The sequence below is a fragment of the Microbacterium sp. 20-116 genome, assembly GCF_041079415.1.
Lineage (GTDB): Bacteria > Actinomycetota > Actinomycetes > Actinomycetales > Microbacteriaceae > Microbacterium.
Map to the genome: position 1 here is coordinate 636,400 of NZ_JBFYGP010000001.1, position 14,272 is coordinate 650,671.

12 protein-coding genes are annotated in these 14,272 nt (G+C 70.6%); 3 read left to right on the plus strand and 9 right to left on the minus strand.

Going from position 1 to position 14,272, the window contains the following annotated elements; all coding sequences use genetic code 11:
- Nucleotides 1–32: 32 nt before the first annotated feature.
- Nucleotides 33–782 (plus strand): DedA family protein, encoded by a 750-nt coding sequence (locus AB6V29_RS03170; RefSeq protein ID WP_210074507.1) that lies wholly within the window; start codon nt 33–35, stop codon nt 780–782.
- On the opposite strand, the gene AB6V29_RS03175 is transcribed toward AB6V29_RS03170, so the two are convergent.
- The gene (locus AB6V29_RS03175; protein ID WP_369356974.1) at nt 779–1,660 is read right to left on the minus strand and encodes a Ku protein; all 882 of its coding nucleotides are present in this window, start codon (nt 1,658–1,660) and stop codon (nt 779–781) included. The genes AB6V29_RS03170 and AB6V29_RS03175 overlap by 4 nt on opposite strands.
- 181 nt (nt 1,661–1,841) lie before the next feature.
- On the opposite strand from AB6V29_RS03175, the gene AB6V29_RS03180 reads away from it, so the two are divergent.
- Entirely contained in the window at nt 1,842–4,274 is a 2,433-nt protein-coding gene (locus AB6V29_RS03180) for an ATP-dependent DNA ligase (RefSeq protein ID WP_369356976.1), read from the plus strand.
- A gap of 15 nt (nt 4,275–4,289) precedes the next feature.
- Here the strand turns inward: AB6V29_RS03180 and AB6V29_RS03185 are convergent, their stop codons facing one another.
- The 5 genes from AB6V29_RS03185 to murI all read right to left on the minus strand — a co-directional run bounded on the left by AB6V29_RS03185 (nt 4,290) and on the right by murI (nt 8,224).
- Nucleotides 4,290–4,991, minus strand: coding sequence for a GNAT family N-acetyltransferase (locus AB6V29_RS03185; protein ID WP_369356978.1), 702 nt, complete (start codon nt 4,989–4,991; stop codon nt 4,290–4,292).
- 57 nt (nt 4,992–5,048) lie between these two features.
- Complete coding sequence (locus tag AB6V29_RS03190) at nt 5,049–5,966, minus strand: cation diffusion facilitator family transporter (protein ID WP_210074498.1); 918 nt, start codon at nt 5,964–5,966, stop codon at nt 5,049–5,051.
- Between the two features lie 80 nt (nt 5,967–6,046).
- Nucleotides 6,047–6,643 carry an RdgB/HAM1 family non-canonical purine NTP pyrophosphatase gene (gene rdgB / locus AB6V29_RS03195; protein WP_369356979.1) on the minus strand — a complete coding sequence of 199 codons (597 nt, stop codon included), beginning with the start codon at nt 6,641–6,643 and terminating at the stop codon, nt 6,047–6,049.
- A 1-nt stretch (nt 6,644) separates the two neighbouring features.
- Nucleotides 6,645–7,370, minus strand: coding sequence for a ribonuclease PH (gene rph, locus AB6V29_RS03200; protein ID WP_210074494.1), 726 nt, complete (start codon nt 7,368–7,370; stop codon nt 6,645–6,647).
- 35 nt (nt 7,371–7,405) lie between these two features.
- The gene (murI, locus tag AB6V29_RS03205) at nt 7,406–8,224 is read right to left on the minus strand and encodes a glutamate racemase (RefSeq protein WP_267787002.1); all 819 of its coding nucleotides are present in this window, start codon (nt 8,222–8,224) and stop codon (nt 7,406–7,408) included.
- Nucleotides 8,225–8,641: 417 nt separating this feature from the next.
- Here murI and AB6V29_RS03210 point away from each other — a divergent pair, with 417 nt between their 5' ends.
- Nucleotides 8,642–9,967 (plus strand): nicotinate phosphoribosyltransferase, encoded by a 1,326-nt coding sequence (locus AB6V29_RS03210; RefSeq protein WP_369356981.1) that lies wholly within the window; start codon nt 8,642–8,644, stop codon nt 9,965–9,967.
- A 137-nt stretch (nt 9,968–10,104) separates the two neighbouring features.
- Here AB6V29_RS03210 and AB6V29_RS03215 read toward each other — a convergent pair whose 3' ends face one another.
- The 3 genes from AB6V29_RS03215 to AB6V29_RS03225 are packed head-to-tail and all read right to left on the minus strand — an operon-like array spanning nt 10,105 to nt 14,138.
- A complete protein-coding gene (locus AB6V29_RS03215) occupies nt 10,105–10,371 on the minus strand; it encodes a DUF3039 domain-containing protein (RefSeq protein WP_056230575.1) in 267 nt (88 codons plus the stop codon).
- Between the two features lie 51 nt (nt 10,372–10,422).
- Nucleotides 10,423–11,949: a hypothetical protein gene (locus tag AB6V29_RS03220; RefSeq protein WP_369356983.1), complete on the minus strand. Its 1,527-nt coding sequence runs from the start codon at nt 11,947–11,949 to the stop codon at nt 10,423–10,425.
- A gap of 11 nt (nt 11,950–11,960) precedes the next feature.
- Nucleotides 11,961–14,138 carry an ATP-binding cassette domain-containing protein gene (locus AB6V29_RS03225; RefSeq protein ID WP_369356985.1) on the minus strand — a complete coding sequence of 726 codons (2,178 nt, stop codon included), beginning with the start codon at nt 14,136–14,138 and terminating at the stop codon, nt 11,961–11,963.
- Between the last annotated feature and the right edge of the window lie 134 nt (nt 14,139–14,272).

Consider the following 14,272-nt stretch of genomic DNA (forward strand, 5'->3'; position numbering starts at 1 on the left):
CTGCACCGACATTCCGACCCGACGGGACCGATGTGATCCACACCACCAGCGCGCTGCTCCCGTGGCTCGACCCCGCGACGATCATCACCAACTCCCAGCCCTGGGCGCTGCTGGTCGTCTGCTTCATCATCTTCGCCGAGACCGGTCTGCTGATCGGCTTCCTGCTGCCGGGCGACACCCTGCTGATCATGGCGGGTCTGCTGTCGCACTCCACCGACGCGGCTCCGCACGGCGTCTTCGGGATCAACGCCTGGTGGGTGGCTCTCGCGATCGGTGTCGCGGCATTCATCGGCGGTGAGGTGGGCTACCTCATCGGCCATAAGGCCGGGCCTTCGATCTTCGAGCGCAAAGAGTCCGGGTTGTTCAGCAAGAAGAACGTCGAACGCACGAACGCGTTCTTCGAGCGCTTCGGCGGACTGACCGTGATCCTGGCGCGCTTCGTGCCCGTGGTGCGCACCTTCGCGCCGATTGCCGCCGGTGTCGGTCACATGCCGTGGCGCAAGTACTCGCTCTACAACCTGATCGGCGCGATCATCTGGGGCATCGGCTTGACGATGCTGGGCTACCTGGTGGGCTACATTCCGTTCGTCCGCGACATCGTGACCGAGTACATCGACGTCATCCTGCTCGCCGCCGTCGCCGGCACCGTGATCTTCATCGCGATCCACTACTTCCGTGAGCGCGCCGCCGCCAAGCGCGAGGGCGCCGTCACCGCGGCCGAGGCCGAATCGCTCACCCTCGACCCGAAGACCCTCGAAGACGGCGATCAGCCCGCTCGCTAAGACGCCTTCGAGTTTCTCTTCTTGGCCGCCGGCTTCGTGCCGGCGGCCTTCTTCTTTTCGGCGGTGCCGTCGGTGGCCGCAGCGCCCGATCGTGCCGCCCGGCTGCGCTCCACGCTCGCCCGCAGCGCCTCCATCAGATCGATGACCTCGCCGCCGTCCTCCTCTTCCTGCTTTCCGAAGGTGGCGTCGGTATCGATCGCATCGCCCTGCTCGAGCTTCGCGTCGATCAGGGTGCGCAGCTCCGCCTGGTACGCGTCGGTGAACTCCTCAGGCTCGAAGTCCTTCGAGAAGCTCTCGACGAGTGACGCCGACATCTCGAGCTCCTTCGCCGAGATGCGCACACTCTCATCGAGAGCCGGGAAAGCCGCCTCGCGCACCTCGTCGGCCCAGAGCAGTGTCTGCAGCACCAGCACGTCCCCGCGGACGCGAAGAGCCGCCAGCCGGGTCTTCTGTCGCAGCGAGAACCGCACGATCGCCGTGCGGTCGGTCTGCTCGAGGGTCTTGCGCAGCAGCACGTACGCCTTGGGCGACGACGAGTCGGGCTCGAGGTAGTACGCCTTGTCGAGCGTCAGCAGGTCGACCTGGTCGCTCGGCACGAACTCCACGACCTCGATCTCCCGGCTGCGCTCGCTCGGCAGCGACGCCAGATCGTCCTTGGTCAGCACGACCGTCTGCTCGCCGTCGTCGTAGGCCTTGTCGATGTCCTGGTACGGCACGACCTCGCCGTCCACCTCGCAGACGCGCTGATACCGGATGCGGCCGCCGTCCTTGTTGTGCACCTGATGCAACGAGACGTCGTGGTCCTCGGTCGCCGAGTACACCTTCACGGGCACGTTGACGAGGCCGAACGTCAGGGCGCCCTTCCAGATCGATCGCATGTGCCCAGTGAACACCGGGAGAGCGGTGGATGCCGAGACCCTTGCGCGCGAACGTGTCCGGCCCCTTCGAGCAGACCTCGGACCTGGCCCCCGGGTGGCCGAGCGTCTCGAAGCCACCGGAACCCCGAGTTCGCCGCAACCCCCTCGGCATCCCTCTCCCCCTCCGCTCTACGCTGGGGCGATGACGGAGCAGACGGTGCGCATCGGCGGTCGTCGCCTGCGCCTGTCGAACCTCGACAAGGTGCTCTACCCCGAGACCGGCACCACCAAGGGCGAGGTGATCGACTACTACTCGCGGATCGCCCCCCTGCTTCTCCCGCACGTCGCCGACCGTCCGCTCACGCGCAAGCGCTGGCCCGACGGAGTGGGCACGGATGCCGACCCCGGCGAACCGTTCTTCGCCAAGGCCCTCGAGCCCGGTGCTCCGGCATGGGTGCGGCGCTTTCCGATCGACCACTCCTCGGGCGCCAAGGACTACCCGCTCGTAGACGACCTCCCCGCCCTCGTCTACCTCGCGCAGGTCGCCAGCCTCGAGTTGCACGTGCCGCAGTGGCGTTTCTCGAGCGACGGCGAGAGGCAGAACCCCGACCGGCTCGTGCTCGATCTCGACCCCGGTCCGGGCGTGGGCTTGGCCGAGTGCGCCGAGGTCGCGCGGTGGGCGCGCGCGATCCTGCAAGGCATGGGGCTCGACCCGTTGCCCGTGACGAGTGGGAGCAAAGGCATCCATCTGTACGCCCGCCTCGACGGGCGCCAGTCCAGCGACGCGGTCAGCGTCGTCGCGAAGGAGCTCGCGCGCGCGATCGAGGCCGATCACCCCGACCTCGTCGTCAGCCAGATGTCGAAGGCTGCACGCCCCGGCAAGGTGTTCATCGATTGGAGTCAGAACAACGGCTCGAAGACGACGATCGCGCCGTACTCGCTGCGCGGCCGCCCGCGCCCCTACGTCGCCGCCCCGCGCACCTGGGACGAGCTGGACGACCCCGACCTGCGGCACCTGTTGTTCACCGAGGTCCTCGGGAGAACCGACGACCCACTCGCCTCTGTCGACGCGGCGCACGGGCCCCTGCGCGCCTACATCGCGAAGCGCACAGCCGGAAAGACCCCCGAGCCGGTGCCCGAGGCTCCCCACGGCGCGCCCGCCGCCGAGGGGCTCCCCCGGTTCGTCATCCAAGAGCACCACGCCTCACGTCTGCACTGGGACCTCCGCCTCGAACGCGACGGCGTGCTCGTCAGCTGGGCCGTCCCCCGGGGTGTGCCGCCCACCACAGCGAAGAACAGCCTCGCCGTCATGACCGAGGACCACCCGCTGCAATACCTCGACTTCGCCGGCGAGATCCCCCGCGGCGAGTACGGCGCGGGCACCATGACCGTCTGGGACACCGGTACGTACGAGCTCGAGAAGTGGCGCGACGACGAGGTCATCGCCACCCTCGAGGGCAGAGCCGACGGACCGCTCGGCCGCGTGCGACTCGCCCTCATCCGCACCGAGGGGCAGGGTGAGAGATCGCAGTGGCTGCTGCACCGCATGAAGACGGATGCCGCGGGCCGACCGCAGAGCGGTGGAGCCCCCGTGGTGGCCCTGGACCACGGCTCCGCTGATCCCCCTGCATCGACCGAGGTCCCACCGAGCGTCGACAGGGACGGCGACATCGAGCCCATGCTCGCCACCTCCGCGACGCCGGGGATCGCCCGCGCCGCCGCCGAGCGCTGGGGCGGCACGCCCTGGGTCGAGATGAAGTGGGACGGCATCCGGGGTCTGGGAATCTGGGACGGCGAACGGCTGCGCCTTCGATCGCGCAACGGCAACGACCTGACGGACGCCTATCCCGAGCTCACGAGCGTCGACCTGGGTCTCGGTCCCGACCCGGCCGTCTTCGACGGAGAGATCGTCGCGCTCGACGAGCAGGGACGGCCGAGCTTTCCGCTTCTGCAGAGACGCATGAACCTCGCGAAGGCGCGCGAGATCGCCCGCGAGGCCGAGCGCACCCCCGTTCACCTCTACCTCTTCGATGTGCTGTCGGCGGGTGGGCGGGATGTGGCATCCCTCCCCCTGTTGGAGCGGCGCGACGTGCTCGAGGAGCTGGCCGCCGAGGCCGGGGGTCCGGTCGTCGTGCCTCCCGTGTTCGACGACGTGGATGCCGCGGTCTCCACGAGCGGCCGGTTCGGGCTCGAAGGGGTCGTCGTGAAGGACCCGGGCTCGACCTACCGCCGCGGGGTGCGATCCGAGCGGTGGCTGAAGGTCAAGCACTCGCGCACGCAGGAGGTCGTGATCGGCGGGATCCGACCCGGTAGAGGAAACCGTTCCGGCACGATCGGTTCGCTGCTGGTGGGGGTGCCCACGGCGGGCGGACTGCAGTACGCGGGGCGGGTGGGCTCCGGCTTCGGCGAGCAGACCCTCGCTCGACTGACGAAGGCACTCGAGCCGCTACGCGCCGATGCGAACCCCTTCGTCGGTGTGCCGGCCGCCGACGCGCGCGACGCCCTGTGGGTGTACCCCACCCTGGTGGCAGAGGTCGAGTTCGCGGAGTTCACCCCCGGCGGGATCCTCCGCCAGGCGCGGTGGCGCGGCCTCCGCCCCGACAAGTCGCCCGCGGAGGTCGTGCGCGAGAACTGAACGCCGTGATGCCGTTCAGTCGTCGACGACGATCCACTCGCCGAAACGGCGGAATCCGGATGCCAGCGCGAGAGCCACCGACGGGGCGTTGTCGAGCTGACACCGGTACTGCGGCTCGTAGCCGCGCTCCAGCGCATCGGCGGCCATCGCCAGCACAGTCGCCCTCGCCAGGCCGCGGCCGCGGAACTCCGGAAGAGTGATCACGCCGAGGTCGGCGAGGCGCGTGCCCCTCCAGGGATACATGCTCGCCGCAGCAGCCAGCGTGCCGTCGACGAACGTGCCGAACACGAGCCAGTGATCGAGCTCGACGAACGCCTCGTCGAGCTCGTCTTCGGGCGCCGCCGCGACGAGGGCGGCGAAGGCGTCGGCGTCTTCGGCCGTCAGCCGGCGCGTGTTCGCCTGCGGCTCGGGTGCGGTGACGTTGGCATGCTCTTCGACCGGAAGGTAGAAGAGGTGGTCGGGGTCGTGCAGCGCGATGCCCGCCGCGTCGATGCGCTCCAGAACCTCATCGGCGGCGAGACGTTCTCCGTCGGACACACCGAGCTGATCCGCTCGCTCGGGGCTCAGCGAGACGACCGTCGCCCCGTCGCCGATGCGCAGGATCGAGACGGACCGGTTCTCGGGCGCCTCCGGATCGACGACGACGATCGCGTCGTCATCAGAGAACGCGCTCGCGGGAGACGGCAGCCAATGGTCGATGACGAGTGACGAGAACATGAGGAACCTTCCGGGGGTGCGGGCGCCTGTCCGAAGGCTACCGGACGGCACCGACATTCACGCGTGACGCGAATCGTGCTCCACGTGCCCCGCGGGCTCCAGCTGGAAAGTGGAGTGCTCGACGTCGAAATGGTCGGCGAGACACGTCTGGAGCGAAGCGAGGATCGCGGCGGCGCGCCCATCGGCGAGCGCGGCATCTTCCACGATCACGTGAGCGCTGAACACCGGCGCTCCGCGTGTGAGCTGCCACACGTGCACGTCGTGCACGTCGACCACCCCGTCGGCCTCGCGCAGGTGCTCGCGGATCTCGGCCACGTGCACCCCCACCGGGGCCGATTCCGTCAAGACCACGACGACCTCGCGCAGCAGACCGATCGCCCGCGGGACGATGAGCACCGCGATCAGCAGCGAGGCGATGGCATCCGCCTGCATGAAGCCCGTCGTCACGATGACAAGGGCCGCGATGATCACCGCGATCGATCCGACGAGATCGCCCAGCACCTCGAGATAGGCGCCGCGCACGTTGATGCTGCGCTTCTGCGCGCGAGAGAGCAGGAACATCGACACGGCGTTGGCGATCATGCCGACGGTGGCCACCACCAGCATCAGTCCGCCCTGCACCTCGGTCTCGGCCGGGGCGAGCAGACGTTGCACCGCCTCGACGCCGACCCACGCGCACAGCACGATGAGGATCACGCCGTTGGCGAGGGCCCCCAGCACCTCGGCACGCTGGTAACCGAAGGTGCGACGATCATCGGCCGGGCGCGCGGCGATCGCGGTGGCGATGAGCGCGACCACCAGAGCGGCCGCGTCGGTGAACATGTGCGCGGCGTCGGCGAGCAGGGCGAGCGAGCCGGTCAGGACAGCCCCGACGATCTGCACGAGCATCACCGTGGCCGTCAGGGCCAGGGCGGTCGCGAGCAGGCGCCGATTGCTGGCATCTCGGATGCCGCCGGAGGGCGCGTGATCGTGCATAGTCTCAGGCTAGAACGGGCACAGGCTCCGCCGCGGTGGTTCGGCCAAGTCGGGAATGAGAACCGGTGTCGGTCTCGTTCTCAGAGCCCCCGAAGAAGCGGTGTCAGCTCGCGGAAAGCGCGGGCTCGGTGCGACTCGGCGTTCTTCTCGGCCGCGGACCACTCACCGACCGTGCGCTCCCGCCCCGCGGGCTGGCCGTCGGGGATGAAGACCGGGTCGTAGCCGAAGCCGCCGGGACCGGCCGGGGCCGTGGCGAGGCGGCCGGGCCAGCGGCCCTCGACCGTCTGCTCGGTGCCATCGGGATGCACGAGCGCGATGACCGAGACGAACTGCGCGGTGCGGTGCGGGTCGGCGACGTCCGAGAGCTGGTCGAGCAGCAGCTCGAGATTCGCCGTGGCGTCTTTCTTGTGCCCCGCCCAGTAGGCCGAGAACACCCCCGGCGAACCGCCCAGTACGTCGACGGCCACGCCGGAGTCGTCGGCCAGAGACGGCAGACCCGTGTGCGCCGCCGCCGCGCGCGCCTTGATCAGCGCGTTCGCCGCGAACGTCACGCCGTCTTCGACCGGCTCCGGGCCGTCGTACCCCATGACCTCGAGGTCGGGGCGCACCTCGGCGACGATCGCCTGGAACTCCTCGACCTTGTGCGGATTGTGCGTGGCCAGGACGATGCGAGCCATCTCAGCCCTCGAGCGTCGAGACCTGGATGCCGCGCAGCTCGGCGCAGCCGTTCACGCCCAGCTCGAGCAGCTGATCGAGCTCGCGCTTGTCGAACGGCGCGCCCTCGGCCGTCCCCTGCACCTCGACGAACAGACCGCGACCGGTGACGACGACGTTCATGTCGGTCTCGGCGCGCACGTCCTCGACGTACGCCAGGTCGAGCATCGGCTCGCCGTCGATGATGCCCACCGACACCGCGGCGACCGAGTCACGCAGCACCTCGGCACGCTGACCGATGAACTTCTTCTCGCGTCCCCAGGCGATGGCATCCGCCAGGGCGACATACGCGCCGGTGATCGCCGCGGTGCGCGTGCCGCCGTCGGCCTGCAGCACATCGCAGTCGATGACGATGGTGTTCTCGCCCAGCGCCTTCGTGTCGACCACCGCACGCAGGGCACGGCCGATCAGGCGCGAGATCTCGTGCGTGCGCCCGCCGACCTTGCCCTTGATCGACTCGCGGTCGTTGCGGCTGTTCGTCGCGCGCGGGAGCATCGCGTACTCCGCCGTGACCCAACCCTTGCCCTTGCCGGTCAGCCAGCGCGGAACGCCGTTCGTGAACGACGCGGTGCACAGCACCTTGGTGCCGCCGAACGTGACGAGGGCTGAGCCCTCGGCGTGAGCCGACCAGCCGCGCTCGATGGTGACGGGACGGAGCTGGTCGTTGGTGCGACCGTCTTTGCGGGTCATGGGTCCTCCAGGGGAACGGGAATGGATGCCGCGACTCAGCGTGGCAGGTCGATGGCGCCGGTCTGCACGAGCTGCACCTCGCGCACCTCGCGGCCCATGAGGCGGTGAGCGAGGCGCACGAAGTCGTCGGCCGATGAGCCCGTGGCTTCGTAGCGGGCGGTGGGCACGGCATCCGGTGTCGCGAGAAGGTCGCGCGACACGAGCTGGCGATAGACGTCTTTCGCGGTTTCGCTGTCGCTCGAGACGAGGCTGACCTCGGGGCCCATGACGTAGCTGATGGCGCCCTCGAGGAACGGGTAGTGGGTGCAGCCGAGCACGAGGGTGTCCACGCCGGCGTGGCGGAGCGGCGCGAGGTACTGCTCGGCGGTGGCGAGGACTTCGGGCGAGTCGGTGACCCCGGCCTCGACGAACTCGACGAAGCGCGGGCAGGCCTCGGCGAAGACCGTCAGGCGCTCGTTGACCTCGAGCATGTCCTGATACGCGCGGGAGCCGATGGTGCCGACGGTGCCGATCACGCCGATGCGACCGTTGCGGGTGGTCGACATCGCGGTGCGGACGGCGGGGCCGATGACCTCGACCACCGGCACGTCGTAGCGCTCGCGCGCGTCGCGGAGCATTGCGGCCGAGGCGGTGTTGCACGCGATCACGAGCATCTTGACGCCCTGCTCGACGAGGGTGTCGAGCACCTCGAGCGAGTACTTGCGAACGTCGGCGATCGGCTTCGGGCCGTAGGGCGAGCGGGCGGTGTCGCCGATGTAGAGGATGGACTCGCGCGGCAGCTGCTGAGAGACGGCCCGGGCGACGGTGAGTCCGCCGACTCCTGAGTCGAAGATCCCGATCGGCGCGTCGTTCATAGGGCTCCAGCCTATCGGGAGGGGGTGGACCGGGCTGGTCTCCGACATCGGGTGGTGTCGAACTCCTGAGAAACGAGGCGAAGAGGCGCCATGTGCTGCCGTTCGGCCGTCTCACGGTCGGAAAGTCAGGAGTTTCGCACGACGCGGCGCGGGTGCGGGCGCTCGGGCTGGTTGCCGGCGCGGGCGCGGCGCGGGGGTGGCCGGCGCGGGGGTGGCCGGGGGCGGGGGTGGCCCGGCACAGGAGTGGCCGGGGACGCGCGGCGTGCGAAACTCCTGAGGAAATCCGACGGTTCGCGGTGCCACGGCATCCATGGCTCGCATCCCCCCGAAAGTTCAGGAGTTCGGTACGCCGGGCGGCGACTGTCAAGCGCGGGAGTCCGCGCGGGCACGGCCACGGGGCCGGAATAGGCTGGCGCCATGAGCCGCAGCACCGCCCTGCACACCGACCGTTACGAACTCACGATGCTCGACGCGGCCCTCCGCGACGGCACGGCCTCGCGCCGGTGCGTCTTCGAAGTGTTCGGGCGCCGCCTCTCGGGCGGGCGCCGGTTCGGCGTGGTCGCCGGGACCGGCCGGTTGCTCGAAGCGATCCGCGACTTCCGCTTCGGCGACGACGAACTGCGCTTCCTCCGCGACAACCGGGTGGTCGATGGCGGAACCCTCGACTTCCTCGCCGACTACCGCTTCACGGGGTCGGTGACGGGATATCGCGAGGGCGAGGTCTATTTCCCCGGGTCTCCCCTGCTCACGATCGAGGGAACGTTCGCCGAGGCCGTACTGCTCGAGACGCTCGCACTCAGCATCCTGAACTACGACTCCGCCGTCGCCACCGCCGCCGCCCGCATGAGCGTGGCCGCGGGCGACCGACCACTCGCCGAGATGGGGTCGCGCCGTGCGAGCGAAGAGGCCGCGGTTGCCGCGGCGCGCGCGGCGTACATCGCCGGGTTCTCGGCCACCAGCAACCTCGAGGCCGGTCGCCGCTGGGGTGTGCCGACCATGGGCACCGCCGCTCACGCCTGGACGCTGCTGCACGACAGCGAAGAAGACGCCTTCCGGTCGCAGATCGACGCTCTCGGCGCCGGGACGACTCTGCTGATCGACACGTACGACATCACCGAGGGGGTCAAGACCGCCGTCCGCGTCGCCGGCACCGACCTGGGCGGGGTGCGCATCGACTCCGGCGACCTGCCGATCGTCGCGGGCGAGGTGCGCGCGCTGCTCGATGAACTGGGCGCCACGAGCACCCGCATCACGGTGACCAGCGACCTCGACGAGTACGCTCTCGCCGCCCTGGCGGCCTCACCCGTCGACTCGTACGGCGTGGGCACCTCGGTCGCGACAGGCTCGGGCGTCCCGACCGCGGGGCTGGTCTTCAAGCTCGTGGCCCGAGAGGCCGCCGACGGCTCGTGGGTGGCCGTGGCCAAGGCATCCGCGCAGAAGGCCTCGCACGGGGGGCGGAAGGCCGCGTTCCGCACCCTGGACTCCGGCACCGCGACCTCGGAGCTCATCGTCGTCAGCGACGGCTTCGAAGAACTCTCGACCGCGGCCGAACACCCCGATGCGCGTGCGCTGCAGGCGACGCTCATGGAGGACGGCGAGGCGGATGCCGGTGCTCTCGGCTCGGCCGGAGTCCAGGCGGCGCGGGCCCATCACTCCCGCGTGCGTGAGGAACTGCCCGTGCGCGCCCTGGCGCTGAGCAAGGCCGACCCGGCGCTGCCGACGGAGTACCGCGAAACGCGGTGAGCCCCGGCGCGCGCGCTGAGCGGCGGGTCCGGGGCGCACGGGCCCCTCACGCGGCGGACGTGCGTGAGGGGCCGGAGAGCGTCGCCGAGCGCTGGCCGGGGCGACGCTTTCGGCCCCTCACGAGGAGCGGGAAGGCCTCAGTTGATGAGGGATTCGTAGATCTCTTTGCACTGCGGGCAGACGGGGAACTTCTCGGGGTCGCGCCCCGGCGTCCACTTCTTGCCGCAGAGGGCGCGCACCGGCTTGCCGCTGAGGGCGGACTCGAGGATCTTGTCCTTCTTCACGTAATGGGAGAAGCGCTCGTGATCACCGGGCTCGATGTTCTCTTCGCGGATGAGCTCTTCGAGCTCACGATCCAGGGTCGCGAGACCCCCGCTGTCAGGACTGTCGAGAGGCGTGCTCATGGAGAGCCAGTGTAGCCGCGGTCAGCCCTGACGGGTCGGTCGCGAGCCAGGTCAGGTCGCTTCGGCGAACTCCATGAGACGCGTTCCGCGGCGCTCGAACAGAGCCGCACCGATCGCGACGCCGACGACGAGCACGATCGCTCCGGCGCCGATGCCGACCCAGAGCGCGAGCACCGTGTCGACGGTCTCGCCGTTGATCGCCCGCCACGTGAGCCATGCCGCAGGCGAGGCCGCGACGATCGCGCCGGCCATGACGAGCCCCTGGGCGACGACGCCGCCCGAGCCCGTGCGCTGCGGTTGCTGGAAGGGGCTGTCCCCCGGTCGAGAGACCGCGTAGGGCGCCACCACCGAGGAGATGCTCGACAGTCCCAGCCCCGCCAGGAACAGAGCCGCGCACACCCCGACCATCGCCGGGAAGATCGCCCAGCGCCCGTGCGCGACGATGGCGAGCGGCAGGGTGACGGCGAGGATCGGGATGCCGATGAGCAGCACGGGCACCAGACGCCCGATGCGGTCGGGAGCCCCGCGCATGCCGCTGGCGATGTGCATCCAGAGCGCGGTGGAGTCGTACGCGAGGTCGTTGTGCGGCAGCCACCCGAAGAACAGCGCCATGATCGGCACCGGCAGCAGGACGGCGAGCTCGAACGGGACGCCGGCGACGAGCAACGGCACCGTCGAGACGACGGCGGCGATCGGCACGATGACGACGTTGACGATGTACCGGCGGTCGCGCAACCAGTACGAGAGACTGCGGGCGGCGACCGCTCCCCCCGGCGTGCCCGGCAGGATCGCGAACCAGCCGAGGCCGCCGCGCTCGCGCACCGCGGCCGGACGACGGGTGGTGGTGAGCAGGACGTTGACGAGGGCGAACCAGGCGAGTCCCAGAGCTGCGACGGTTGCGAGGGCCACGACGAGGCTGCCGACGGCCGCTCCCGCCGACGGTGCGAGGGCGATACCCCACGCAGCCCCGATCGGGGTCCACGCGAGCACCTCTGCCGCCGAGGCGAGCTGCGACGGCACGACCCCCCGCCACTCGAGCGATCCGAGGAAGACACCCACCGGCACGACGACGACGAGAACGGCGATGAGATACACCCCGACGAGTTCGCGCGACTGCCGCGGTCGCTGCACGAGGGCGCCGAGCGCCATGCTCACGCGAGCGAACAGCACACAGGTCGCGAGCCCCAGAACGACCGATGCCGCACTCGCCCAGGCCGAGGCGCCGTGCGCGCCCCACGCGAGGGCGAGGCTGACCCCGAGCACGAGCACGACCAGCACCGGCACGGAGAGAAACCCGGCCAGCAGCAGCGCGCCGGCCAGGGGGCGGGGCTCGGGCCCGACGACGGCGAAGCGGCGCGGGTCGAGGGGGTCGATCGAGGCGGTCACGGGCGGACCGACCGCGAAGCCGAGCGTCACCGCCGACCCCGCGAGCACCGTGACGACAGCGGTGGTGAGGGGGCTGGCATCCGCCAGACCGGCGGCGCTCGTCGCCGCCACGATGGTGGCGGCAACGAGGATGACGACGCCGATGGCGCGCCGGACGACCTCGCGCCGGTCGCCCCGGAGAGCGCCCAGCATCATGGCGAGTCTCAGGCGGAGAACGTGTGCAACCACTCGAGTCCCTCCACGTCGCCGAGACCACCGGAGAGTTCGCGGAAGCGCTGTTCGAGCGTTCCCTCGCCGCGCACCTCGTCGATGGTGCCCTCGGCGAGCACCTGACCCGACACGATGACGGCGACGCGTGAGCACACGCGCTCGACGAGCTCCATGCCGTGGCTCGAAAGGATGACCGTGCCGCCGTGTTCGACGTAGGTGCCGAGGATGTCGAGGATCACGCCGCTCGACACCGGGTCGACGGCCTCGAAGGGCTCGTCGAGCACGAGCAGACGCGGCGAGTGGATCATGGCCCCCGCGAGCATGACCTTCTTGGTCATACCGGCGGAGTAGTCCGACACCGGGCGCGAGAGCGCTTCGACGAGGTCGAAGGCACGAGCGAGGTCGGCGGTGCGGCTCTCGACCAGCGGGGCGGGCAGCCCGCGCAGCGCGCCGTAATACGACAGCAGTTGACGGCCGGTGAGCCGGTCGAAGGTGCGCAGCCGGTCGGGCAGCACGCCGATGAGCTTCTTGGCCTCGCGCGAGCGCTTGGCCGCGTCGACACCGTTGATCGTGACGGTGCCGCGGTCAGGACGCAGGAGGCCCGCGATGATCGACAGGGTCGTGGTCTTTCCGGCGCCGTTCGGTCCGACCAGGCCGTAGAACGCCCCCGCGGGCACGGTCAGATCGATCGCGTCCACGGCACGCAGTTCGCCGAAGCTCTTCGTGATCGTGCGCAGGGCGAGAGCCGGGACGGCGGTTTCGTCGTCGGATGCCGTGGGCGCATCGACCGGCTGCGCATCCACCGCGGTAGGTACGAGCGCGTCGTCGACCTGGGTGACGGGCTCGTCCAGCTCGGAGCGGGGCTCGGGGTCGACGGCGCGCTCGAGCGTCTCGGCCGGAGATGCGTCGAGGACGGCGGTCTGTCCGTCGTCTTCGGCGCCCGCCGCATCGACGCCGGTGGTCTCGGGCACCTCGGTCGACTCCGGAGCGACGAACGGGGCGGTCTCGGAGTCCGCGGGCTCGGCCTCGTCGACGCGCACGTCGGCGGGGGTGGGGTCTTCCTGCTCGCTCACGCCGTCGGCGCTCGCGGGTGACCCCTCGCTCGGCGGGGTGGCGGCCGGAGCTGCCGAGTCGGCAGGGAGGTCGTGCTCGAGCGGCGTCTCGGTGACGACCTCGGTGGACGACGACGTGACCAGTGAGGACGACGGGTCGGTCTGCTGGGGCGTGTCTACTGCGTCAGTCGCGGGCTCCTCGACGGCGACGTCGGCCCGCGTCGGGTCGGCCACGGTTTGCGCGGCCGGCTCCTCGACGGCGACATCGGCGGGAGTCGTATCGGCGACCCGTTCTTCGACGACGACGTCGGCGACGATCGGATCGGCGACCGCGACATCGGCGGGAGCCGGATCGACGACCGGCTCCTCGACAGCGACATCGGCGGGGCTCGGGTCGGCAACGGTCTCCGACTCGGCGTCACCGGCAGCGGACGAGTTCTCGGCGGAATCCTCAGCCGGAGCGGAGCTCGCCGCATCCGGTGTGACCACCGCGTCCGGCTCGGCGACCGCCTGGTCGGGCTCTGCATTGGCGTCGTCGCTCTCGGTCGTCGCGCCGACAGCCGGTAGCGGCGGGCGCGGCGGCACCACGATGTCATCGGGCAGAAGCGGCGGCATGGCGACGTCCGGCGCGCTCACGGTCGCCTCGGCCCGCGACTGCTCGAGAGCAGCCGCCTCCGCTGCCGCCTTGGCAGCCGCGGCCTTCGCCGCAGCCGTCTGACGCGGAGCCGCGGGCTTCTTGGGAGCGGCGGGCTTCGCCGCCGCCGCCTTCGTCCCCGCAGCCTTCGCCGCCGTCGTGCGGGGAGCAGCAGGCTTCCTCGGCGCGGCAGGCTTCTTCGGCGCGGTCGCTTTCTTCGCCGCGGGCGTCCGGCCGGTCGTCTCCGCGGCCGAGGCGGCGCGCGCGGCAGTCGTCCGCGGGGTGCGCGGCGGGGCGGTCGCCTGGGGCGTCTCTGCCGAATCGGCGTCCGCAGCCTTCGCCGCCGGGCGCCGCGGAGCTCGCGGCGTGGTCGCACGCGGCGCGCGGGGCTTGGCCGGGGGTGACACCGCGGCTTCGGCGCTCGCCGCCGCGCCCTCGGTATCTGAAGAGGACTTTTCGGGGGGCTCCGGCAGCGACGCTGTCATCGCACCAAACTACCAACCCCCTCCGACACCGACCGACGCTCAGTCGCGCGCCCCACACACTCACAGATAACGAAAGGCCGGTGGATCCCCGCAAAACATTTCATCTGAACGGATGACGTCCTCTTCGACATCCC